General features: G+C 71.7%; 21 protein-coding genes and 1 pseudogene. 16 read left to right on the plus strand and 6 right to left on the minus strand.

Annotated elements, in window-relative coordinates:
- Nucleotides 1-70 precede the first annotated feature (70 nt).
- Nucleotides 71-1,873: a glycoside hydrolase family 15 protein gene (locus LQ326_RS00080; RefSeq protein ID WP_234531238.1), complete on the minus strand. Its 1,803-nt coding sequence runs from the start codon at nt 1,871-1,873 to the stop codon at nt 71-73.
- A gap of 517 nt (nt 1,874-2,390) precedes the next feature.
- Between LQ326_RS00080 and pyrG the strand changes: the two genes are divergently transcribed.
- The 11 genes from pyrG (at nt 2,391) to LQ326_RS00135 (ending at nt 15,256) form a co-directional block, all read left to right on the plus strand.
- Entirely contained in the window at nt 2,391-4,079 is a 1,689-nt protein-coding gene (pyrG, locus tag LQ326_RS00085) for a CTP synthase (RefSeq protein ID WP_181806619.1), read from the plus strand.
- A 97-nt stretch (nt 4,080-4,176) separates the two neighbouring features.
- Nucleotides 4,177-4,803, plus strand: a complete 627-nt coding sequence (locus tag LQ326_RS00090; protein WP_234531239.1) for an NUDIX domain-containing protein — start codon at nt 4,177-4,179, stop codon at nt 4,801-4,803.
- A 173-nt stretch (nt 4,804-4,976) separates the two neighbouring features.
- A complete protein-coding gene (locus LQ326_RS00095; protein WP_234531241.1) occupies nt 4,977-7,052 on the plus strand; it encodes a tetratricopeptide repeat protein in 2,076 nt (691 codons plus the stop codon).
- A gap of 137 nt (nt 7,053-7,189) precedes the next feature.
- Nucleotides 7,190-8,314, plus strand: a complete 1,125-nt coding sequence (ald, locus tag LQ326_RS00100; protein ID WP_234531242.1) for an alanine dehydrogenase — start codon at nt 7,190-7,192, stop codon at nt 8,312-8,314.
- Between the two features lie 405 nt (nt 8,315-8,719).
- Nucleotides 8,720-9,847 carry a ParA family protein gene (locus LQ326_RS00105; protein ID WP_181808434.1) on the plus strand — a complete coding sequence of 376 codons (1,128 nt, stop codon included), beginning with the start codon at nt 8,720-8,722 and terminating at the stop codon, nt 9,845-9,847.
- A complete protein-coding gene (locus tag LQ326_RS00110; protein WP_234531243.1) occupies nt 9,832-10,419 on the plus strand; it encodes a hypothetical protein in 588 nt (195 codons plus the stop codon). The genes LQ326_RS00105 and LQ326_RS00110 overlap by 16 nt, the downstream gene beginning before the upstream one ends.
- An 18-nt stretch (nt 10,420-10,437) precedes the next feature.
- Entirely contained in the window at nt 10,438-11,538 is a 1,101-nt protein-coding gene (locus LQ326_RS00115) for a segregation and condensation protein A (protein WP_234531244.1), read from the plus strand.
- The gene (gene scpB, locus LQ326_RS00120; RefSeq protein WP_181809513.1) at nt 11,535-12,188 is read left to right on the plus strand and encodes an SMC-Scp complex subunit ScpB; all 654 of its coding nucleotides are present in this window, start codon (nt 11,535-11,537) and stop codon (nt 12,186-12,188) included. Before LQ326_RS00115 ends, scpB begins: the two co-directional genes overlap by 4 nt.
- Entirely contained in the window at nt 12,188-13,309 is a 1,122-nt protein-coding gene (locus LQ326_RS00125) for a pseudouridine synthase (protein ID WP_234531248.1), read from the plus strand. Before scpB ends, LQ326_RS00125 begins: the two co-directional genes overlap by 1 nt.
- A gap of 208 nt (nt 13,310-13,517) precedes the next feature.
- Nucleotides 13,518-14,237, plus strand: a complete 720-nt coding sequence (locus tag LQ326_RS00130) for an NUDIX hydrolase (protein ID WP_234531250.1) — start codon at nt 13,518-13,520, stop codon at nt 14,235-14,237.
- Complete coding sequence (locus LQ326_RS00135) at nt 14,234-15,256, plus strand: ADP-ribosylglycohydrolase family protein (RefSeq protein WP_234531253.1); 1,023 nt, start codon at nt 14,234-14,236, stop codon at nt 15,254-15,256. Before LQ326_RS00130 ends, LQ326_RS00135 begins: the two co-directional genes overlap by 4 nt.
- A 104-nt stretch (nt 15,257-15,360) precedes the next feature.
- Here the strand turns inward: LQ326_RS00135 and LQ326_RS00140 are convergent, their stop codons facing one another.
- The 3 genes and pseudogenes from LQ326_RS00140 to LQ326_RS00150 all read right to left on the minus strand — a co-directional run.
- On the minus strand, nt 15,361-16,104 hold the full coding sequence (locus LQ326_RS00140) for a nucleotidyltransferase domain-containing protein (RefSeq protein ID WP_234531254.1): 744 nt from the start codon (nt 16,102-16,104) through the stop codon (nt 15,361-15,363).
- A gap of 22 nt (nt 16,105-16,126) precedes the next feature.
- Nucleotides 16,127-16,618, minus strand: coding sequence for a Rieske (2Fe-2S) protein (locus LQ326_RS00145; RefSeq protein WP_234531256.1), 492 nt, complete (start codon nt 16,616-16,618; stop codon nt 16,127-16,129).
- A pseudogene (locus tag LQ326_RS00150) lies at nt 16,615-16,887 on the minus strand (DUF6529 family protein); the annotation flags it as partial. The gene LQ326_RS00145 and the pseudogene LQ326_RS00150, both read right to left, overlap by 4 nt.
- 184 nt (nt 16,888-17,071) lie before the next feature.
- On the opposite strand from LQ326_RS00150, the gene aroH reads away from it, so the two are divergent.
- The 5 genes from aroH to der all read left to right on the plus strand — a co-directional run bounded on the left by aroH (nt 17,072) and on the right by der (nt 21,643).
- A complete protein-coding gene (aroH, locus tag LQ326_RS00155; protein ID WP_234531258.1) occupies nt 17,072-17,434 on the plus strand; it encodes a chorismate mutase in 363 nt (120 codons plus the stop codon).
- Nucleotides 17,431-18,516: a prephenate dehydrogenase gene (locus LQ326_RS00160; RefSeq protein ID WP_234531260.1), complete on the plus strand. Its 1,086-nt coding sequence runs from the start codon at nt 17,431-17,433 to the stop codon at nt 18,514-18,516. The genes aroH and LQ326_RS00160 overlap by 4 nt, the downstream gene beginning before the upstream one ends.
- 96 nt (nt 18,517-18,612) lie before the next feature.
- A complete protein-coding gene (gene cmk / locus LQ326_RS00165) occupies nt 18,613-19,299 on the plus strand; it encodes a (d)CMP kinase (RefSeq protein WP_234531263.1) in 687 nt (228 codons plus the stop codon).
- Nucleotides 19,257-19,940, plus strand: coding sequence for a lysophospholipid acyltransferase family protein (locus LQ326_RS00170; protein ID WP_372496686.1), 684 nt, complete (start codon nt 19,257-19,259; stop codon nt 19,938-19,940). The genes cmk and LQ326_RS00170 overlap by 43 nt, the downstream gene beginning before the upstream one ends.
- Before the next feature lie 218 nt (nt 19,941-20,158).
- The gene (der, locus tag LQ326_RS00175) at nt 20,159-21,643 is read left to right on the plus strand and encodes a ribosome biogenesis GTPase Der (RefSeq protein ID WP_234531265.1); all 1,485 of its coding nucleotides are present in this window, start codon (nt 20,159-20,161) and stop codon (nt 21,641-21,643) included.
- Nucleotides 21,644-21,712: 69 nt separating this feature from the next.
- On the opposite strand, the gene LQ326_RS00180 is transcribed toward der, so the two are convergent.
- The gene (locus tag LQ326_RS00180; RefSeq protein ID WP_234531268.1) at nt 21,713-22,120 is read right to left on the minus strand and encodes a hypothetical protein; all 408 of its coding nucleotides are present in this window, start codon (nt 22,118-22,120) and stop codon (nt 21,713-21,715) included.
- A gap of 206 nt (nt 22,121-22,326) precedes the next feature.
- Nucleotides 22,327-23,112: a DUF8842 C-terminal domain-containing protein gene (locus LQ326_RS00185; RefSeq protein ID WP_234531269.1), complete on the minus strand. Its 786-nt coding sequence runs from the start codon at nt 23,110-23,112 to the stop codon at nt 22,327-22,329.
- Nucleotides 23,113-23,580: the final 468 nt, after the last annotated feature.

The raw sequence follows: 23,580 nt of genomic DNA on the forward strand, positions 1-23,580 counted from the left end.
GGCTGCCGCCGCGCGGGCGCGGCCGGCCGCCACGCGCCCGCGGCCGACGACGGCCGCGACCCGCTGGCGGTTACCCCCCGTACGCCCCCGAAGCCGTGAGCCGAAGCGCCGTGTCGATCAACGGCACATGACTGAACGCCTGCGGGAAGTTCCCCACCTGCCGCTTCAGCCGCGGATCCCACTCCTCCGCCAGCAGACCGAGGTCGTTCCGCAGCGCGAGCAGCTTCTCGAACAGCTTGCGGGCCTCGTCGACGCGCCCGATCATCGCGAGGTCGTCGGCCATCCAGAACGAGCACGCCAGGAAGGCCCCCTCGTCACCGGGCAGCCCGTCCACACCCTCGTCGCCGCCCGCGGTCGGGTAGCGCAGGATGAAGCCGTCCGACGTGGACAGCTCCCGCTGGATCGCCTCGATGGTGCCGATGACCCGCTTGTCGTCCGGCGGCAGGAACCCCATCTGGGGGATGAGCAGCAGCGAGGCGTCCAGCTCCTGGGAGCCGTACGACTGGGTGAAGGTGTTGCGTTCCTTGTCGTAGCCCCGCTCGCACACGTCCCGGTGGATGTCGTCGCGCAGCTCCTTCCAGCGCTCCAGCGGGCCGTCCGCGTCCCCGGACTCGATGAGCTTGATGGTGCGGTCGACGGCGACCCAGGCCATCACCTTGGAGTGCACGAAGTGCCGGCGCGGCCCGCGCACCTCCCAGATGCCCTCGTCCGGCTCGTCCCAGTGGTCCTCCAGGTAGCGGATGAGCTTGAGCTGCAGGAGGGACGCGTAGTCGTTGCGGGCGAGGCCGGTCATGTGGGCCAGGTGCAGGGCCTCGGTGACCTCGCCGTAGACGTCCAGCTGGAGCTGGTGGGCGGCGCCGTTGCCGACCCGGACCGGCGCCGAGTTCGCGTAGCCGGGCAGCCAGTCCAGCTCGGCCTCGCCCAGCTCGCGCTCACCGGCGATGCCGTACATGATCTGCAGGTTCTCGGGGTCGCCGGCGACCGCGCGCAGCAGCCACTCGCGCCAGGCGCGGGCCTCCTCGCGGTAGCCGGTGCGCAGCAGCGAGGTAAGGGTGATGGCCGCGTCGCGGAGCCAGGTGTAGCGATAGTCCCAGTTGCGGACGCCGCCGATGTCCTCGGGCAGGGAGGTGGTGGGCGCGGCGACGATGCCGCCCGTGGGGGCGTACGTCAGGGCCTTCAGCGTGATCAGGGAGCGGATCACGGCCTCCCGGTAGGGCCCGTGGTACGTGCACTGCTCGACCCACTCCCGCCAGAAGTCCTCGGTCGCCTCCAGCGACTGCTCCGGCTCCGGCAGCGGCGGCGCCTCCTTGTGCGAGGGCTGCCACGAGATCGTGAACGCGATCCGGTCGCCGGGGGCCACGGTGAAGTCGGCGTAGGTGGTCAGCGACTTTCCGTAGGTCTCCGCCGAGGTGTCGAACCACACCGAGTCGGGGCCCGCGACGGCGACCGTACGGCCGTCGTGCTTGTGCACCCACGGGACGACCCGGCCGTAGGAGAACCGCATCCGCAGCACCGAGCGCATCGGCACCCGGCCGGTGACGCCCTCGACGATGCGGATCAGCTGGGGCGCGCCGTCACGCGGGGGCATGAAGTCGGTCACCCGGACCGTGCCGCGCGGGGTGTCCCACTCCGACTCCAGGATCAGCGAGTCGCCCCGGTAGGTGCGGCGCGACGCGGTCGGGGGCTGGGAGTCGGCCGCGTGCGCCGGGCCGAGCCGCCAGAAGCCGTGTTCCTCCGTGCCGAGCAGACCGGCGAAGATGGCATGCGAGTCGAAGCGGGGCAGGCACAACCAGTCCACTGTGCCGTCCCGGCAGACCAGAGCGGCGGTCTGCATGTCTCCGATGAGTGCGTAATCTTCGATGCGCCCGGCCACGTGCAACTCCAGTCGAACGGCCACGTCACCCCCAGACAGAAGGGGGCTGTCGCTAGTGCGGTCAAGGGGGGGGTTGTTGTTATGCGTCGTTGAGCGGTGAAGCAAAGCAGGCCGCCGTGCCCTGAGGCAAAACGACAGTCACAGCTCAACGAACTGCCAGGCTCTCGTGTTCCGGGAGTGACGGGCGGGGGTGTGCCGTGTTCTCCGGTCGGGCTCGGCAGCGAGTGTCCGAGCAGGATACGACGCACGTAGATGATCTGCGTGCCGCTCCGGGCAACCGGTGCGGGCCGAACGGGTGAGCCCTGAGTGAAAAGCCGGTAAGACAGACCCTACGTCCGTGCCGACGTGTGCACGGAGTGTGGCCGGAAGCCATCCCCGCGCGGCGCTGATACCCTGGTAGCCCGTGGACCGGTGGGCACGAAACCCCCGAACCGCAGCGACGGCCCCACCCCCGGAAACTCCCGGACGGCAGCCGTACCGCACGACAGATCGCGACCACGGGAGCCCCCTCTTGGCCATGCCGCCGCATGCTTTTCGATCGAGCACAGCTACGACGACCAAGCACATCTTCGTCACCGGGGGTGTCGCCTCCTCGCTCGGCAAGGGCCTGACGGCCTCCAGCCTGGGCATGCTGCTCAAGGCCCGGGGCCTGCGCGTCGTGATGCAGAAGCTCGACCCGTACCTGAACGTCGACCCGGGCACGATGAACCCCTTCCAGCACGGTGAGGTGTTCGTCACCAACGACGGTGCCGAGACCGACCTGGACATCGGCCACTACGAGCGTTTCCTCGACCGCGACCTGGACGGCTCCGCCAACGTCACCACAGGTCAGGTCTATTCGACGGTGATCGCGAAGGAACGGCGTGGCGAGTACCTGGGCGACACGGTCCAGGTCATCCCGCACATCACCAACGAGATCAAGCACCGCATCCGCCGCATGGCCACCGACGAGGTCGACGTCGTCATCACCGAGGTCGGCGGCACGGTCGGCGACATCGAGTCGCTGCCGTTCCTGGAGACGGTCCGCCAGGTCCGCCACGAGGTCGGCCGGGACAACGTCTTCGTGGTTCACATCTCGCTGCTGCCCTACATCGGGCCCTCCGGCGAGCTGAAGACCAAGCCCACCCAGCACTCCGTGGCCGCCCTGCGCAACATCGGTATCCAGCCGGACGCGATCGTCCTGCGCTGCGACCGCGAGGTCCCCACCGCCATCAAGCGCAAGATCTCGCTGATGTGCGACGTCGACGAGGCCGCGGTCGTGGCCTGCCCGGACGCCCGCTCGATCTACGACATCCCGAAGACCGTGCACGGCGAGGGCCTGGACGCGTATGTCGTCCGCAAGCTGGACCTGCCGTTCCGGGACGTGGACTGGCGGACCTGGGACGACCTGCTCGACCGCGTCCACAACCCCGACCACGAGGTCACCCTCGCGCTGGTCGGCAAATACATCGACCTGCCCGACGCCTACCTCTCGGTCACCGAGGCGCTGCGCGCCGGCGGCTTCGCCAACAAGGCCCGCGTGAAGATCAAGTGGGTGACGTCGGACGACTGCAAGACCCAGGCCGGCGCCGCGGCGCAGCTCTCCGACGTCGACGGCATCTGCATCCCGGGCGGCTTCGGTGACCGCGGTGTGCTCGGCAAGGTCGGCGCCATCCGCTACGCCCGCGAGAACAGGATCCCGCTGCTCGGCCTCTGCCTCGGCCTGCAGTGCATCGTGATCGAGGCCGCCCGCCACCTGGCAGGCATCCCGGACGCCAACTCCACCGAGTTCGACCCGGCCACCGGTCATCCCGTCATCTCCACCATGGCCGAGCAGCTCGACATCGTCGCCGGCGAGGGCGACATGGGCGGCACCATGCGCCTCGGCATGTACCCGGCCAAGCTGGCCGAGGGCTCCATCGTGCGTGAGGTGTACGACGGCAAGGAGTACGTCGAGGAGCGGCACCGCCACCGCTACGAGGTGAACAACGCCTACCGCGCGGAACTGGAGAAGAAGGCCGGCATCCTGTTCTCCGGCACCTCTCCGGACGGCAAGCTCGTCGAGTACGTCGAGTACCCGCGCGACGTCCACCCCTACCTGGTCGCCACCCAGGCCCACCCGGAACTGCGCTCCCGCCCGACCCGCCCGCACCCGCTCTTCGCGGGCCTGGTGAAGGCCGCGGTCGCGCGTCAGCAGGGCGCCGTCGAGCAGGAGAGTTCGAAGTAACACACCGGTTGTACGGTGGCCGGGGTGCAAACCTTCAAAGGCGCGTACCCCGGTTTTCTTTTCTGCACGTGGCAGGCACGCGGAAGGGCGGCACGGCATGACGATCAAGGACACCCCCGAGGAGTGGGAGATCCGGGCGACGGAGACCCCCTTCGTGGGCAACAAGACCTCGGTCCGCACGGACGAGGTGGTCATGCCCGACGGTTCGGTGGTCCGCCGTGACTACCAGGTGCACCCCGGCTCGGTCGCCGTCCTCGCCCTCGACGGGGAGGACCGGGTGCTGCTCATCCGCCAGTACCGGCACCCGGTCCGGCAGAAGCTCTGGGAGATCCCGGCCGGCCTGCTCGACGTCCCCGGCGAGAACCCGCTGCACGCGGCCCAGCGCGAGCTGTACGAGGAGGCGCACGTCAAGGCCGAGGACTGGCGGGTGCTGACCGACCTGTACACCACCCCCGGCGGCTGCGACGAGGCGGTGCGGATCTTCCTGGCCCGTGACCTGTCCGAGGCCGACGGCGAGCGTTTCGCGTCGGAGCACGAGGAGACCGACCTGGAGTACGCGCGCGTGCCGGTCGACGAGCTGGTGCGCCTGCTCCTCGCCGGCGATCTGCACAACAACTGCCTGGTGACAGGCGTACTCTCGCTGGTCGCCGCCCGCACGGGCGACGGTCTCGACGCGCTGCGGCCGGCCGACGCGCCCTGGCCGGCCCGCCCCTTCGAGTCCTGAACCACCGATCGGGCGACCCGGTGTGACCATCGCCTGATCCGATCGGGCGATGCGCCCGCCGTGCTCCGCCCGGAACGTCCGTGCACGTGAACTAGGCTCGACGCGATTGAGCCGAAACGCCCGAACCGGAGCCCCGGCGGGCCTGCGTGTGCGGTGGGACGGGAGTGTGGCCCGTGACGGATCAGGCGGTGGACACAGGCGGCGCACGGCGGCCGGCGCCCGCGGCCACGGACGACCGGTTCCTGGGCCGCACAAGGGAGTTGAAGGAACTGCGCGCCGACATCGAGCGTGCGGGCCTGGACACCATCGCCGGCCGCAAGGCCGCCCGCGCCCGGGTACTGCTGATCGCCGGCCGACCCGGGTCCGGCCGCACCGCCCTCGCCGAGGAATTCGTCCGGCAGGTCGCCGCCGACTATCCCGACGGGGTGCTGCGCGCCCGCCTCGCCGAGCCCGACGGCACCCCGGTCCCCGTCGAGCGCACCGCCCGCGACCTCCTCACCGCCCTGCGGCTGCCCACCCCGGCCGGCGCCGCCGCGGACGACCTCACGCACGCCCTGCGCACCGCCCTGGCCAAACGCCGGATGCTGCTCCTGCTCGACGACGCGCCCGGCGCCGAAGAGGTCGACGTCCTGCTCCCCGACACCGCGGACTGCCTGGCCGTCGCCGTCTCCGGCGGCCCGCTCACCGGCATCTCGGACGTCCGCCCGTGCACCCTGGGCGGCCTGGACACCAAGTCGGCCGTGGAACTGCTCAGCCGGTACACCGGCTCGGTCCGCATCACCGTCGACCCCCGGTCCGCCGAGTCGCTGGTCGAGGCGTGCCAGGCGCAGCCCGCCGCGCTCGCCCTGGCCGGCGGCTGGCTCGCCGCCCGCCCCCAGACGGCCGTCTCCGACCTCGCCAAACGGCTGCACGCGGAGCCGGACGACGGCACCGTGCTGGCCCGGGTCTTCCGGTTCGCGCACGACCAGCTGCCGGCCCAGCACGCGCGGATACTGCGCCTGCTCAGCCTGGCCCCGGCCGGCCTGGCCGACCCGCACACCGCCTCCGCGCTCGCCGGCTGCTCGGTCGACACCGCCCGCACCGCCCTGGACGAGCTGGTCCGCCTGGGCCTGCTGCACCCCCTGGCCTCCCCGCTGCCCCAGTACGAGGTCCCCGGCTGCCTGCACCCGCTGCTGAGGGCCCTGGCCGAGAGCCGGGAGCGGGCCGGGGAGCTCCAGCTGGCCCGCGCCCGGATGCTGGAGCGCACCGTACGGCTGCTGCAGTCCTGCCGGGCGATCACCGAGACCGACAACCCGCAGGCCCGTGAGAAGCTCCAGGCCCTGCCCCGCGAGCTGCGCTTCCCCACCCCCCGGGCCGCCGCCGACTGGCTGTGCGCCCGGCGCCCGGCCCTGCTGGCCGCCGCCCGCGCGGCGGTCGCCGACGGCGAGCTCGACACGCTGGCCCGCCGTCTGATGGCGCAGCTGGTCAAGGCCATGGTGGCGCACCTCGGCACCCAGGCCGCGGCTCCCGACCTGTACGGCATCCACGGGCTGGTCCTCGACGTCGCCCGGCGCCGCGGGCTGCACCGCGAGCAGGCCGCCGCGCTGCTGAACCTCGGCGACCTGGACGCGCAGACGGGCCGTACCGCGGCCGCTCTGGTGCGCTACCGGTCCGCGCTGGACGCCGGACGCCGCGCGCATGACCCGTACGCGACCGGTCGCGCAATGGAATCCGTAGGTGGCGCGTACCAGGAGCTGGGGGACTACGACCGGGCCGCCGACTGGTTCGGCCGCGCGCTCGCCGAGCGCCTGGCCCGCGGCGAGCGCGCCGAGGAGGCCCGGCTCTACGGCCGTATCGCCGGCGCGCACACCTACGCGGGCCGGTACGGCGAGGCGCTGCGGGCCTGGCGGGCGGCTGTTTCCGGCCATCGCAAGAACGGCGATGTGCCCGCCCAGGCACGGGCGTTGAGCGAGCTTGCCCGGGTCCAGGAGTACGCCGGACGGCCCGAGGAGTCGCTGCGCACCTGCCAGGAGGCGGTCGAGTGGGCACGCCGCGCCGAGGACGCCCGGCTCCAGGCGGCGCTCCAGTTGCGGCTCGCCGACACGCTGGAGCGCCTGGGCGACTTCACCGCCGCGAGCCTGCACCGGTCGGCCGCCGAGCGCATGCTGGGTGAGGAGCCTGTGGAGCCCGTGGGGCCCTCGGACCCCGACTCCGACCTGGAACACGGCGCTAACGCCTACGAAATCCGTAGTGCATCCGGCGAAGATTGATGCAATGAAAGGCTAGACAGCCGGAACGCCTTCATTAAACTGGCTCTGCCGCCGGTTCTTCCGCGGTGTCTCCTGGTATGCGGATGCATGCCGGGTATGTGCAGCTATGCCCCCACACACCCCCTGAGCCAAGGACCGTGATCGACGTGAAGGTCGGCATCCCCCGCGAAATCAAGAACAACGAGTTCCGGGTGGCCATCACCCCGGCCGGCGTGCACGAGCTGGTGCGGCACGGCCACCAGGTCGTCATCGAGCGCGGCGCCGGTCTCGGCTCGTCGATCCCCGACGACGAGTACGTGGCCGCCGGTGCCTCGATCCTGGACACCGCCGACGAGGTGTGGGCCACCGCCGACCTGCTGCTGAAGGTCAAGGAGCCGATCGCGGAGGAGTACCACCGCCTCCGCAAGGACCAGACCCTCTTCACCTACCTGCATCTGGCCGCGTCCAAGGAGTGCACGGACGCCCTCCTGGAGTCCGGCACCACGGCGATCGCCTACGAGACCGTCGAGCTGCCGAGCCGCGCGCTCCCGCTGCTCGCGCCCATGTCCGAGGTGGCCGGCCGGCTGGCCCCGCAGGTCGGCGCCTACCACCTGATGCGCGCCGCCGGCGGCCGTGGCGTCCTGCCCGGCGGAGTCCCCGGTGTGCTGCCCGCCAAGGCCGTCGTCATCGGCGGCGGCGTCTCCGGCTGGAACGCCGTGCAGATCGCCATCGGCATGGGCTTCGACGTGACCCTGCTCGACCGCGACATCAACAAGCTGCGCGAGGCCGACCGGATCTTCGGCACCAAGGTCAAGGCCGTCATGTCCAACGCCTTCGAGCTGGAGAAGGCCTGCCTGGAGGCCGACCTCGTGATCGGCGCCGTGCTCATCCCGGGCGCCAAGGCCCCGAAGCTCGTCACCAACGAGCTGGTCTCCCGGATGAAGCCGGGAAGTGTCCTTGTCGACATCGCGATCGACCAGGGCGGCTGCTTCGAGGACTCCCGCCCCACCACCCACGCCGAGCCGACCTTCAAGGTTCACGAGTCGGTCTTCTACTGCGTCGCCAACATGCCCGGCGCGGTGCCCAACACCTCCACCTACGCGCTCACCAACGCCACGCTGCCGTACATCGTGTCGCTCGCGGACAACGGCTGGGCGGAGGCGCTGCGCCGGGACGCCGCGCTCGCCAAGGGTCTCAACACCCATGACGGCAAGGTGGTTTACAAGGAGGTCGCCGAGGCGCACGGCCTGGAGCACCTGGACCTCGACACGCTGATCGGCTGAGCCGGCCCCGACCGGCAAGTCACCTTTTCGTAAAGGCGATACGTCAACAAGCCGCGTCAATCGCGCACAACCGGCCGGACCTTGCCCGACAAGGTCCGGCCGGATGTGTGTATGGTCACTTTGCGACTTGCGGTCAACTCGCCTCGAACGTAACTCTTCGACCGATTCGTACACCGGTGAAACCTGCTGTGCGACGGCCGTACGCCCTTGACAGCGGGATGTTTCATTGCCGACACATCCTGCCGGGTCCGGCGGATTGTGTTGCTGACAACGCCCGACACGCCATAGAGTCGCCAACCGTCGGCATAGTGCCACGCTGACCTGTCTAGAAGTTTCCTGGTCACCAAGGAGGTAAGACGACTTGTGAATGAGTCGACATTTTCTCCCGGGGGTGGTCAACCAGGAATGCCGGTACGGGGCCAGGGTCCCGCGGGGTTCGAGGCTGTCGGCTCCGTCGCGGTGCGTACCTTCGCAGCAGCCCAGAGTCCGCTGACCACGCGGACAGCACACCAGAGCATGGATGGCCATCACGTGAACGCCATGGCCGGCGACGGAAGTGGCGCGCCCCACAACCAATTCGCCGACTACGACGAACTGCCCGACGGGCACTTCTACGACCCCGACGCCGAGTACGAGCCCGATCCGGAGTACGCGGCCACGCTCGCGCCCGACGCTGCCCGCCAGCGCCGCGAGCGCGTCGGCCCGACCGGTCGCCCGCTGCCGTACTTCCCGATCCCGGGCCCGGTGACCAGTCACGGCCCCGCGACGATCATCGCGATGTGCAACCAGAAGGGCGGCGTCGGCAAGACCACGTCGACCATCAACCTGGGTGCCGCGCTCGCGGAGTACGGCCGGCGGGTGCTGCTCGTGGACTTCGACCCGCAGGGCGCGCTGTCGGTCGGTCTCGGCGTCAACCCGATGGAGCTCGACCTCACCGTCTACAACCTGCTCATGGAGCGGGGCATGGCGGCCGACGAGGTCCTCCTGAAGACCGCGGTCCCCAACATGGACCTGCTGCCCTCCAACATCGACCTGTCGGCCGCCGAGGTCCAGCTGGTCTCCGAGGTCGCCCGCGAGTCGACGCTGCAGCGCGCCCTCAAGCCGCTGCTGCCCGACTACGACTACATCGTGATCGACTGTCAGCCCTCGCTCGGCCTGCTCACGGTCAACGCGCTGACGGCCGCTCACAAGGTGATCGTGCCGCTGGAATGCGAGTTCTTCGCCCTGCGCGGTGTCGCCCTGCTGACCGAGACCATCGAGAAGGTCCAGGAGCGGCTCAACCCGGAGCTGGAGCTCGACGGCATCCTCGCCACCATGTACGACTCGCGCACGGTCCACAGCCGTGAGGTGCTGGCCCGTGTGGTCGAGGCGTTCGACGACCACGTCTACCACACGGTCATCGGCCGCACGGTCCGCTTCCCGGAGACCACGGTCGCCGGCGAGCCGATCACCACGTACGCCTCCAACTCCGTCGGTGCCGCCGCCTATCGCCAGCTCGCCAGGGAGGTGCTCGCCCGGTGTCACGCCGAGTGAGTCTGCCCGGGGCCGACGAACTGTTCCGTACGACCGGGGGGATGGCGCTGCAGCCGTCCACTCCCAGGCGCCCGGCCAACGGCGAGGCCCGGGTGCCGGCTCCCGCGGGGGAGAGCGACGAGACGGCGGCCGCGGCGGCCGGGGACGTGCCCCAGTCGGTGCCCGTGCAGGGCGGCGACGGCGAGGGCGCGGAGCACGTGGCGGCGGAGGCCGGGCCGGCCGACGCCGGGGAGTCCCGCAACCGCGGGGTGTCGGCCACGGTGGCGCCCTCCGGCCCGCGCCGGCAGGGGGCGCAGGAAGGTTCTGGCGCCGACGCCCAGCCGCGCAAGCGCGGTGGCCGGGCGCCCGCCCGGCGGCCCAGCGGGCGCGAGCGGCACGACGAGAAGATCACCGTGTACGTCTCCGCCGAGGAGCTGATGGACCTGGAGCACGCCCGTCTCGTGCTCCGGGGTGAGCACGGGCTGGCCGTGGACCGGGGCCGGATCGTCCGTGAGGCGGTCGCCGTGGTCCTGGCCGACCTGGAGTCCCGCGGGGACGCGAGCATCCTCGTACGCCGGCTGCGCGGGCGGTAGAGGTAGCCTGCGGGGGCTATGACCTCGAACGGCGTTCCCGCTTCCGGTGCCTCTTCCGGCGGCCGTCGGCGTGCGCTGGGGCGGGGGCCGGGGGGTTCGCCTCCGGCGCCGGAGGCGGTGCCGTCGGTGGACGGGGGGCCGTCGTCGGCTGAGGCCACGGGCCCGGTCGAGGCCGGTGGGCCGTTGGGCCCGCATTCCCCCAGTCCCGACTCCGCTCGCACGGTTGGACCGCCGTCGCCCGGCGGAACGCCTGCCCCCAACGGCAGCGGGTCCGTAGAGGAGCCCGGCGCCGCCGAAGCCCCCGACGGCGTCTTCAAGGTCCGGCTCGCCAACTTCGAGGGGCCCTTCGACCTGCTCCTCCAGTTGATCTCCAAGCACAAGCTGGACGTCACCGAGGTCGCGCTCTCGAAGGTGACCGACGAGTTCATGGCGCACATCCGGGCCATGGGGCCGGACTGGGACCTGGACCAGACCACCGAGTTCCTCGTCGTCGCGGCGACTCTGCTCGACCTGAAGGCCGCCCGGCTGCTGCCCGCCGCCGAGGTCGAGGACGAGGCCGACCTGGCGCTGCTGGAGGCCCGCGACCTGCTGTTCGCGCGGCTGCTGCAGTACCGGGCGTACAAACAGATCGCCGACATCTTCAACCGGCGCCTGGACGACGAGGCCCGCCGCTGGCCGCGTACCGTCGGCCTCGAACCGCATCTCGCCGAGCTGTTGCCCGAGGTCGTCATCAGCATCGGGCCGGAGGGGTTCGCCAGGCTCGCGGTCAAGGCGATGCAGCCCAAGCCCAAGCCGCAGGTGTACGTCGACCACATTCACGCCCCGCTGGTCAGCGTGCAGGAGCAGGCCCAGTTCGTGGTCGCGCGGCTGCGGGAGCTGGGGGAGGCCAGCTTCCGGGTGCTCGTGGCGGACACCGACAACACGCTCACCGTCGTCGCCCGCTTCCTGGCGCTCCTCGAGCTGTACCGGGAGAAGGCCGTCGCCCTCGACCAGGAGACCGCCCTCGGCGACCTGATCGTGCGCTGGACCGGCGGCGACGAGCAGACCCGGCCGATGGTCACCGACGAGTTCGACCGGCCGCCCGAGCCGCCCAAGCCGCCCAAGGAGGAGAAGGCGTGAGTGAGGAGACCGCGGAGCTGCCGGCGGGGCTGCGGCCCGTCGCCGAACTCGACCTCAAGCCTGCCCTGGAGGCGGTGCTCATGGTCGTGGACGAGCCCGCCACCGCCGAGCACCTGGCCAGGCTCCTGGAGCGGCCGAGGCAGACGGTCACGAAGGCGCTGCGGGCGCTGGCGGAGGAGTACACCGCGCAGGGCCGCGGCTTCGAGCTGCGGTTCGTCGCGGGCGGCTGGCGTTTCTACACCCGCGGCGAGTACGCGCCCGCCGTCGAGCGGCTGGTCCTGGAGGGCCAGACCGCCCGGCTCACCCAGGCCGCCCTGGAGACCCTCGCGGTGGTCGCCTACCGTCAGCCGGTGAGCCGCAGCCGCGTCTCCGTCGTACGCGGGGTCAACTGCGACGGTGTGATGCGCACCCTGCTCCAGCGCGGTCTGGTCGAGGAGGCGGGCACGGAACCCGAAACAGGTGCGATCCTGTACAGGACGACGAACTACTTCCTGGAGCGGATGGGCCTGCGCGGCCTGGACGAGCTCCCGGAGCTCGCGCCCTTCCTCCCGGAGGCGGAGGCGATCGAGGCCGAGACCCAGGAGGGTGTGCCGTCGTTCGATCCGGACGCTCCGGATTCCGAGGACGCAGACGACAAGACGGAACTTTGATGCGAAGCAGCAGCGGCAGGAACAGCAGCGGAAACAACGGCGGGAGCCGTGGTGGCAACAGCGGCGGCCGCGGCGGGAGCAGCGGTGGCCGCGGTAACCACCGCGGCGCCGGGAACGCCCGCGACGACAAGCAGGGCGGCCGGCCGAAGAAGCCGCGCCCGGAGGAGCGGCGCTACGACGTGGGACCCGGCGCCACCCAGGACGGCCCGAAGTCGGGCCGGGGCGCCTCGGCGCGCGGCGGCGCCAAGGGCGGCCCCCGGCAGGGCCAGGGCACCGGGCGCGGCCGTACGGCCCCGGCGAGTTCCCGTGAGTACGACGCCCGCGCCGAGGAGCGCAACCGGGAGCGGTACGCGGACCGGAAGGACGTCAAGCTCCCCAAGACCTTCCCGGGCGCCGAGCAGGAGGGCGAGCGGCTGCAGAAGGTCCTCGCCCGCGCGGGCTACGGTTCCCGGCGGGCCTGCGAGGAGCTGATCGAGCAGGCCAGGGTCGAGGTCAACGGCGAGATCGTCCTGGAGCAGGGCAAGCGGGTCGACCCGGAGAAGGACGAGGTCAGGGTCGACGGGCTGACGGTCGCCACGCAGTCGTACCAGTTCTTCTCGCTGAACAAGCCGGCCGGCGTGGTCTCCACCATGGAGGACCCGGACGGCCGGCAGTGCCTCGGCGACTACGTCACCAACCGGGAGACCCGGCTCTTCCACGTGGGGCGGCTCGACACCGAGACCGAGGGCGTCATCCTGCTCACCAACCACGGCGAGCTGGCCCACCGGCTGACCCATCCCAAGTACGGCGTGAAGAAGACCTACCTCGCGCACATCGTCGGCCCGATCCCGCGCGACCTGGGCAAGAAGCTCAAGGACGGCATCCAGCTGGAGGACGGGTACGCGCGCGCGGACCACTTCCGGGTCGTCGAGCAGACCGGCAAGAACTACCTGGTCGAGGTCACCCTGCACGAGGGCCGCAAGCACATCGTGCGCCGCATGCTGGCCGAGGCCGGGTTCCCGGTCGACAAGCTGGTGCGGGTCGCCTTCGGGCCGATCACCCTCGGCGACCAGAAGTCGGGCTGGCTGCGCCGCCTGTCCAACACCGAGGTCGGGATGCTCATGAAGGAGGTCGACCTCTAAGGCGGCTCCCGAGCCCAGCTCCAAGCGCCGTGAACCCCGTGCGGGGGCTTGTGTGGCTTTCTGACGGCCGGTCCCGGATGTTCCGGGACCGGCCGTCGTCGTGTCGGCGAACGGCGCTCCAGCGGCCACGGGGGCTTGCGTGACCAAGACGCAGTCTTTATAGTCGAGACGACTATTAGTCGCTACGATCATCGAGGGGGGCGGGCGCATGCGGGGCTACGACAAGCACGCCTTCGAACCCTTCGCCGTCACCGTCGACCTTGCCGTCCTCACCCTGCGCGCCGGCGCCCTGCACGTGCTGCTCGTCGAGCGCGGGCAGGAGCCGTACGCCGGACAGTGGGCGCTGCCCGGCGGCTTCCTGCTGCCGCGGGAGTCGGCCGAGACGGCGGCCCGCCGGGAACTCGCCGAGGAGACCGGCCTGTCGGACGTGTCCGGGCTGCGCCTGGAGCAGCTGCGCACCTACAGCGAGCCCGACCGCGACCCGAGGATGCGGGTGGTCTCCGTCGCCTTCACCGCGCTGCTGCCCGACGCCCCCGAGCCGCACGGCGGCGGTGACGCGGCACAGGCGCGCTGGCAGCCCTACGACCAGGCCCGGCCGCTCGCCTTCGACCACGAGCGGATCCTGGCCGACGCCCATGACCGGGTCGGCGCGCGGCTGGAGTACAGCTGTCTCGCCACCGCCTTCTGCCCGCCCGAGTTCACGCTCGGCGAGCTGCAGAACGTCTACGAGACCGTGTGGGGAGTCGCGCTGGACCGCCCCAACTTCCGCCGCAAGGTGCTCGCCACCCCCGGCTTCGTCGAACCCGTCCCCGGCGCCGCCAGGCTGACCGGCGGCCGCGGCAAGCCGGCCGCCCTCTACCGCGCGGGCACCGCCACCGCCCTCCACCCGCCCCTGCTCCGCCCGTCCCGGGAAGGACGCCCCGCATGACCGCGAACATCGGCGACAAACGCGCCGCCACCGGCTCCCTGATCGGTCTCGCCCTCGGGGACGCGCTCGGCTTCCCCGTCGAGTTCAACGACGTGCCCTCGATCCTCGCCAAGTGCGGACCGTGGCGGGAGATGGAACTGCCCCGGCGCGCCTTCGTCTCGGACGACACCCAGATGACCCTCGCCGTGGGGCACGCCATGCGCACCGCGATGGACCGCGGAGTGCTCGCGCCCAAGCGGCTGGAGCGGCCGCTGCGCGAGGAGTTCGTGAACTGGTACCAGTCGCCCGAGAACAACCGGGCGCCCGGCCGGACCTGCCTGCGGGCCTGCGATCTCCTGAAGGAGGAGGGACGCCGCTGGCAGGACGCCAGCCAGATCGACTCCAAGGGCTGCGGCGCCAACATGCGGGTCGCGCCCGTCGGGCTCGCGCCGGGGCTCAGTGACGAACAGCGCGCCGGGGCCGCCCAGTTGCAGTCCGCCCTCACCCACGGCCATCCCACCGCCCTGGCCGCCTCCGACCTCACCGCACGTGCCGTACGGCTCCTCGCGCAAGGGGCCGGACCGGACCGGCTCCTCGGTCAACTGCGTTCGTACGCCCGCGAGAACCGCACCCGCTACCACCACCCCTGGCTCGGCGACCTGTGGACGCGCAGCCACGACGCGAGTCCCGAGGACTTCATCGCGCGCGGCTGGGACGAGTGCCTGGAGATCCTCGACCGGCTCCAGGAGGCCGTGCGGACCGCCTCCCCCGAGGACGACCCCTGCCTGGCCACCGGCGCCGGCTGGATCGCCGAGGAGGCCCTGGCGACCGGCCTGCTCTGTTTCCTGCTCTTCCCCGGCGAACCGCTGCTCGCCCTGCGCCGGGCCGCCTGCTCCTCCGGCGACTCGGACTCGATCGCCTGCCTCACCGGGGCGTTCGCGGGGGCCTGGCTCGGCGCGGACGCCTGGCCGACGGAGTGGGCCGACCGGATCGAGTACGGGGGCGACCTGCTGACCCTGGGCGCGCTCTGGGACGCTTGAGCGCACGGTCGACGACCTTGATCCGGACCTCGGCCCGGCGTCCGTCGGGGCCGGCGGCCGCCGTGGAGCGGCTGCCCGTCCTGCTCGACGAGGCGCAGAACAGCTCAGCGCCGCCCGACCCGCCCCGCGCGCGGGGCGCCCTGCACGACCTGGTGGTCCGTGTGCGTCCGGAGCGCCGAGTCCCGGCGGGCGCGGAACAGGAAGCCGGCCACGCGCGCGTGGTCCGGCTCCGCCGGGAGCGGGCTGCCCCGCAGGGCCCGCTCGGTCTCCGCGGCGAGCCGGGCCATCCGGGACTCGGCCTCCGCCCAGGAGACCTCGCCCCGCCTCACCGCCAGGAACTCCGCGCGCCGCTCGCCCACGTCGATCGTCAGCTCGCCGGTGCGCAGCAGATCGCGGGCGCTGGTCAGCAGCCGCAGCAGGTGCATCGCGTGCTTCCAGCGGGGGGCACCGTGCGTGCGGAGGTCGGCGTCCAGCTTGCGGCGTTGGCCGAGGGCGTAGCCGGTGAAGGTGTCGTACGCGCGCCGGGAGAGGAAGGCGCCGCGCAGGGCGAGCAGTTCGCGGCCCGTGTCGTCGACGTGCTCGACCAGGGGCGAGTGCAGGCACTCCAGGATGTTCGGGTTGGCCCGCAGGGCCAGCTCGCAGAACCGTTCCAGCTCCCAGGAGAACCGCTCCTCGCCCGGTCCCTCGACATGCGACGGCGGTTTCTCGAAGCCCCAGAACAGCGGGGTGGGGGCGAGGAACACGCCCCGGCGGTCGGTGTCGCTGTCCTCCGTGGCCAGACCGAAGGCGCGCGACCCCATGACGCAGGCGTAGATCGTGTGGTCGCGTACCAGGTCCTCGGGGTGCATGCCCGGGAGCGTACGCGGCCGGTCACCCCACGGTGATCGAATTTCCGCTCACCGTGATCGACTCCGCGGGCAGCGGCCTGGTCGCCGGGCCGTGGGCCACCGCGCCGTCGGCGATGTGGAACTTGCTGCCGTGGCAGGGGCAGTCGATGGTGCCGTCCGCCACCCGGTTCACCGTGCAGCCCATGTGCGTGCAGATCGCCGAGAAGGCCTTGAACTCGCCCGCCGTCGGCTGGGTCACCACGATCTTATGGTCCTTGAAGATCGTGCCGCCGCCCTCCGGGATCTCACTCGTCCGCGCCAGCACCTTCCCGGTGCTCGCGCTCGAAGGTCCGGAGGGAGACGGCTCGGAGGGAGACGGCTCGGAGGGAGACGAACCGGAGGCGGACGGCCCCGTGGTGGGCGACCCGGACGAACTGGAGGAGCCGCCGCTGTGGTTGCCGCAACCCACACAGGTCGCGGCGAGCGCCGCGGTACCCGTCGTGAGCATGCTGCGCCGAGTGGAGCCGTCGGTCATGTCGTCACCCCGAACGTGCGGAAGAACCAGCAGGCGGACATCAGCCGGACCGGCGTGAGCACGGCGAACACCGGCCCATCGACGATCGGCGGCAGCCGGCCGGGCAGTCGCTCCGAGCGGAGCAGCAGCATCTTGGCACTGAAAACACCGAAGAAGAAGCAAACCGGGGTGAAGCTTGGCAAAACGCGTGTTTCGTACGCCTGACAGCCCAACGCGCACCGGCCGGTGCACCACCGGCCGGGCGGCCTGTCGTACATCCTCAGCGCCGAAGACCTGCTGGAGCGTCTGCCCCCAGGTAGCGGAACAGGAGACCGCACGCGACATTGGGGCCATGGCGGGCGGCGGTGCCGAAAGCCCGCCGTGTCTCAGCGGGCGGGCGCGGCGCACGGGCCCGGTACCGGTCTGACTAGGCTGGCCGGACCAAGAGGCCGACGTCAGAACAGGAGCGGTGCCGTGGCGGTACGAGCGGTCCGGGGGGCCGTCCAGCTGGAGCGGGACGAGGCCGGTCACATGCAGGAGCAGGTCGCAGCGCTGCTCACGGCCGTCCTGGAGCGGAACGGCCTGACCGCCGACGACCTGATCAGCATCTGGTTCACGGCCACCCCCGACCTGCACAGCGACTTCCCGGCGGCCGCGGCGCGGGGGCTCGGCATCGTCGACGTACCGCTGATCTGCGCCCAGGAGCTGGACATCGCCGGCGCGATGCCCCGGGTCGTACGGATACTCGCGCACATCGAGACCGAGCGGTCCCGCGGCGACGTCCACCACGTCTACCTCGGCGCCGCGGCCGCCCTGCGCAAGGACATCGCCCAGTGAGAACCGCGCTCGTCATCGGCACCGGTCTGATCGGTACGTCCGCCGCGCTCGCCCTCGTCCAGCGGGGCGTCGTCGTCCACCTCGCCGACCACGACCCCGAGCAGGCCCGGACCGCGGCCGCGCTCGGCGCCGGCACCGACGAGGCCCCCGAGGGCCGGGTCGACCTGGCGATCGTCGCCGCCCCGCCCGCCCATGTCGCCTCCGTCCTCGCGGACGCGATGCGCAGGGGCGCGGCCCGCGGCTACGCCGACGTGGCCAGCGTCAAGGGCGGGCCGCGCCGGGAGCTGGAGGCCAGGGGCCTGGACCTGTCGTCGTACATCGGGACCCACCCCATGGCGGGCCGGGAGAAGTCCGGGCCGCTGGCCGCCACCGCGGACCTCTTCGAGGGCCGGCCCTGGGTGCTCACCCCGACCCGGGACACCGACACCGAGGTGCTGAACCTCGCCCTGGAACTGGTCTCGCACTGCCGGGCCCTGCCGGTGGTCATGGACGCCGACGCCCACGACCGCGCGGTCGCCCTGGTCTCGCACATGCCCCACCTGGTCTCCAGCATGGTCGCGGCCCGCCTGGAGCACGCCGACGAGTCGGCCGTACGGCTGTGCGGACAGGGCATCCGGGACGTGACCCGGATCGCCGCCTCCGACCCCCGGATGTGGATCGACATCCTCTCCGCGAACCCGGGCCCGGTCGCCGATCTGCTCGCCGACGTCTCCGCCGACCTCGACGAGACGGTCCGCGCCCTGCGGGCCCTGCAGTCCGTGGACGAGGCCAAGCGGCGCGAGGGCGGCGCGGGCATCGCGGACGTGCTGCGCCGCGGTAACGCCGGCCAGGTGCGGGTACCCGGCAAGCACGGCTCGGCGCCGCGGGTGTACGAGGTCGTGGCGGTGCTCATCGACGACCAGCCCGGCCAGCTGGCCCGGATCTTCGCGGACGCGGGGGCGGCCGGGGTCAACGTCGAGGACGTGCGGATCGAGCACGCCACCGGTCAGCAGGCCGGTCACGTCCAGCTCTGGGTGGAGCCGAGGGCGGTGCCCCTGCTCACGTCGGCGCTGCGGGACCGGGGCTGGGCGCTGCGCCAGTAGCGCTGAAAACCGCGGTCCCGGGGGCCGGTAACCTTGTGCGGGGCGCATCGCCGCCCCCACACCACCCACCACTCTGCACCCGGAAGGTGTCCCCCCGTGGAAAACGGCGCCGTAAAGCCCGTGATTGTCGCGATCGACGGCCCCTCGGGCACCGGCAAGTCGAGCACCTCCAAGGCCGTGGCCGAGCGGCTCGGCCTGAGCTACCTGGACACCGGGGCCCAGTACCGGGCGATCACCTGGTGGATGGTGAACAACGGCATCGACCTCACCGACCCGACCGCGGTCGCCGCGGTGGCCGGCAAGCCGGAGATCGTCTCGGGGACCGACCCGGTCAAGCCGACGATCACCGTCGACGGCGTGGACGTCTCCGGCCCGATCCGCACCGAGGAGGTCACCTCCAAGGTCAGCGCGGTCAGCGCGGTACCGGAGGTGCGGACCCGGATCAGCGAGCTGCAGCGGTCCCTGGCCCGCGCCGCCGCGGCCGGCATCGTCGTCGAGGGCCGGGACATCGGTACGACCGTGCTGCCCGACGCCGACCTGAAGGTCTTCCTCACCGCCTCGCCCCAGGCCCGCGCGGCCCGGCGCAGCGGTGAGCTGAAGGGCGCCGACGTCAACGCCACCCGCGAGGCCCTGGTCAAGCGGGACGCGGCCGACTCGACCCGCAAGACCTCGCCGCTCGCCAAGGCCGGCGACGCGATCGAGGTGGACACCACCGAGCTGACGCTGGCCCAGGTCATAGAGTGCGTCGTCGCCCTCGTCGAGGAGAAGCGGGCCGGGAAGTGAGTCTTCCGTCGCAGCGCGGCGCCGAGACGGGGCGGCGCATCGGGGTCGGCCTGATGTACGGGCTGTGGAAGCCGCGCGTGCTCGGCGCCTGGAAGGTGCCCACGCAGGGGCCGGCGATCCTCGCCGTGAACCACTCCCACAACATCGACGGCCCGATGGTCATGGGCGTGGCGCCCCGGCCGACGCACTTCCTCATCAAGAAGGAGGCGTTCGTCGGGCCGCTCGACCCGTTCCTGACCCGCATCGGGCAGTTGAAGGTGGACCGGCATGCCACCGACCGCACCGCCGTCACCCGGGCGCTCGGCGTCCTGGAGGCCGGGGGAGTGCTCGGCATCTTCCCCGAAGGCAGCCGGGGCGACGGCGACTTCGCCGCGCTGCGCGCCGGGCTCGCCTACTTCGCGGTGCGCTCCGGGGCGCCCGTCGTCCCGGTGGCGGTGCTGGGAAGCTCCGAGCGGCGCGGACGGTTGATAAAGGGGCTGCCCCCGCTGCGGTCCCGCGTCGACGTCGTCTTCGGCGACCCCTTCGAGGCGGGCGACGGCACAGGCCGGCGCACCCGCAAGGCCCTGGACGAGGCCACCGAGCGCATCCAGAAGCAGCTCGCCGGCCACCTGGAGAACGCCAGACGTCTGACCGGGCGCTAGGGCCGCCCCGGCGGATCGGGTCGGAGAAAGGCAGCGGCGCCCACTACCCTCGGGTGAGCGGGGTGGTGTGCGTCGGCAACATGGCAGATGCGCGCACCACACCCCCGCGTGTCCGGCACGATCCGCCGGACGCGCCCCGGGGCGACACTGAGTAGTGGATCGGTCTGCTGTGCGGCTGATCCACCGATCACCACGATGAACGACGAGGTACGGACTTCATGAACGACCACATCCAGCCCGGCGACTCGGCTGAGCACGAGTACGACCACGGGGCGCTCGGTGACACCGAGTACGCGGAGTTCATGGAGCTCGCCGCCGAAGAGGGCTTCGACATCGAGGACGTCGAGGGCGCCATCGAGGCGGCTGGCCACGGTCCGCTGCCCGTCCTCGCCGTCGTCGGCCGTCCCAATGTCGGCAAGTCGACCCTCGTCAACCGCATCATCGGCCGCCGTGAGGCCGTCGTCGAGGACAAGCCCGGTGTCACTCGGGACCGCGTGACCTACGAGGCCGAGTGGGCGGGCCGCCGCTTCAAGGTCGTCGACACCGGCGGCTGGGAGCAGGACGTCCTCGGTATCGACGCCTCCGTGGCGGCTCAGGCCGAGTACGCGATCGAGGCGGCCGACGCGGTCGTCTTCGTCGTCGACGCCAAGGTCGGCGCGACCGACACCGACGAGGCGGTGGTCCGCCTGCTGCGCAAGGCCGGCAAGCCCGTCGTGCTGGCCGCCAACAAGGTCGACGGCCCCAGCGGCGAGGCCGACGCGGCCTACCTCTGGTCCCTCGGCCTCGGCGAGCCGCACCCGGTCTCCGCCCTGCACGGCCGCGGCACCGGCGACATGCTGGACGCCGTCCTGGAGGCGCTGCCCGAGGCGCCCGAGCAGACCTTCGGCGGCCCCGGCGTCGGCGGCCCCCGCCGCATCGCCCTCATCGGCCGCCCGAACGTCGGCAAGTCCTCCCTCCTCAACAAGGTGGCGGGCGAGGAGCGCGTCGTCGTCAACGAAATCGCCGGCACCACCCGCGACCCGGTCGACGAGCTGATCGAACTTGGCGGCGTCACCTGGAAGTTCGTCGACACCGCGGGCATCCGCAAGCGCGTCCACCTCCAGCAGGGCGCCGACTACTACGCCTCGCTGCGTACCGCGGCGGCGGTGGAGAAGGCGGAAGTCGCGGTCATCCTGATCGACGCCTCCGAGTCCATCTCGGTGCAGGACCAGCGCATCGTCACCATGGCCGTCGAGGCGGGCCGCGCGGTCGTTCTTGCCTTCAACAAGTGGGACACCCTCGACGAGGAACGCCGCTACTACCTGGAACGCGAGATCGAGACCGAGCTCGGCCAGGTCGTCTGGGCCCCCCGCGTCAACGTCTCGGCGCGCACCGGCCGCCACATGGAGAAGCTGGTCCCGGCGATCGAGACCGCCCTCGCCGGCTGGGAGACCCGCGTCCCCACCGGCCGCCTCAACGCCTTCCTCGGCGAGCTGGTCTCCGCGCACCCGCACCCGGTGCGGGGCGGCAAGCAGCCGCGCATCCTGTTCGGCACCCAGGCCGGCACCAAGCCGCCGCGGTTCGTCCTGTTCGCCTCCGGCTTCATCGAGGCGGGCTACCGCCGCTTCATCGAGCGCAGGCTGCGTGAGGAGTTCGGCTTCGAGGGCACGCCGATCCATATCTCCGTGCGGGTGCGCGAGAAGCGCGGCGCGAAGAAGAAGTAGCAGTAGCAGTAGCAGAGCGACATGTGAGAGGGGCGGTCACCGATCCGGTGGCCGCCCCTCTCACCCGGGTCACAGCCCCCGGCGCTGACCCGGCGGAAGCGCCGCGGGGATCGGCGTCATCCCGGGCTCCTGGTTCCGCCCGAGCGTCCCGACCCGCTGCCACTGCGGCGGCTGCGGCTGCCCGCCGCCGTTCCGGGCGCTGTAGGCGCCCGCGCTGTACGCGCTGTACGAGTTACCTCCGTACGACCTCGGACCGTGTGTGCCGGTGCTGAACGGGGTGTTCCCGAAGGCGACGAACCCCAGCGACTCCTCACCGCTGCGGTCACCCGGCAGCGTACGGAAGGCCTTCCCCCATTCCGCACAGAGCGAGTCGTAGATCGGCGTGGCCGAGAGCCCGCCGGGGGCCTCCTGAGCCGCCCGAGGGGCCGGGACGGCGGAGAAGGACGGCCGGTGGGGAGAAAGGTCGTATGCGTGCACGTATGTCCAAACGACCGGATTCTTCAAGAGATGCGGCTGTGGTCCCCTTTTGGAGCGCTAGCACCCGTAAGGGCGCGGGGCTGTAGTGAACCCCCGGCCACCGCCGCGCGGGAGCGAGCCACCACGCCGCTGCCGCGGGCGCCGTCCGGACCGCGGCCCCACCCTCCGTGGGTGACCCTCAGGCCCCGGCAGTCAGGCTCCGGTAATCAGAGCCCGGCAAGGGGAAGCGCCGCCGCCACCAGCTTCCCGTTCGCCGCCGCCTTGTCGATCGCGTCCCGCAGCAGGTCCTCCCGCGGCTGCCGCCCGATCGACCCCACCGGCGCGGCGAACATCAGCACCTGCTGGTGCTTGTTGGCCGCCGCCCGCCACCCGTCGGTCACCTGCAGCGGCTGATGCGCCTGCCACCACGCCACCGGCTGCCCACCCGGCGCCCCGGGCTGCAGCACCGCGTGCAGCTGACCCGCCGCCAGCAGCACCGACCACCCGTGCAGCACCGGCGGCACCACGGACAGCTCCGTCACCGACATGAAGCCCTGCTCGATGAGGAGCGGCAGGAAGTCGTCGCCCACCCCGGTCGTGCCGGGCCGCACGATCGGCGAGGTCGGCTCCACGACCAGCGCGGGGTGCAACTCCCCGGCGATCAGCACGAGTCCGCTGGTCACCCCGAGCACCGCCTGCTCGGGCGCGGACTTCTGCGGCCCGCCGCCGGCCGCGCTGTCGCCGTTGATGGAGCGGACCGCGCCCTGCAACTGCTCCTCGGTCACCTGGACGACCTGCGAGGGCAGGCAGGTGGCGTGGGCGAAGGCGAGGACTGCGGTCTCGTCGCCGACGAACAGGACGGTGCTGGTGCGCTCCTGCTCGGAGTCGCCAGGGGTACGGCAGGACGTGCAGTCGTAACTGCCGGGGGCGTTGTCTCCGGCGAGCAGCCGGTCGGCTTCTTCGTCGCCGATCTCGGCTCGTACCTCGTCGCTGACGTCGAGCATGCGCGGCACGGTGGCTCCCTCGGGATGCGGTGCGTGAAGGCCCGGGTGGCTCCCGGTCCGTGAGCCCCCGGGGTCGCGGGCTCATGAAGAAGACAACGGGCGATCTGTGGTGGGGGTCACGCATGCGGGGGATAGGGATCGAACCATCCATTGCGCAGGGTCACTCCGCGCGCGGAATCCGGCACTCCCTGTCAACTCTTCGCAAGTCACAGGAGTTTGACGTGGTGAAGTGAATCACAGATCCATCGAACCCATGGTCGACAAATTACGAAATCAAGGAATGTAGTGGGTGGCCGAAAATCGCCGCTACCTACGGTAACACCGAACTGGCCTGGCCCGACAGAGAGTTGGTTGATTTCGGGCGTTCCAGATCTCTAGATTCCTCCGCCGTGTGCAACGAGCACCGCTCGGGTACGTCCGCCGGCCACATCAGGCAGAGCACCACCGCAGTACCGGCCGCGGCGGACGGGGCGAGCG

This window comes from Streptomyces shenzhenensis, assembly GCF_021462265.1.
GTDB lineage: Bacteria > Actinomycetota > Actinomycetes > Streptomycetales > Streptomycetaceae > Streptomyces > Streptomyces shenzhenensis.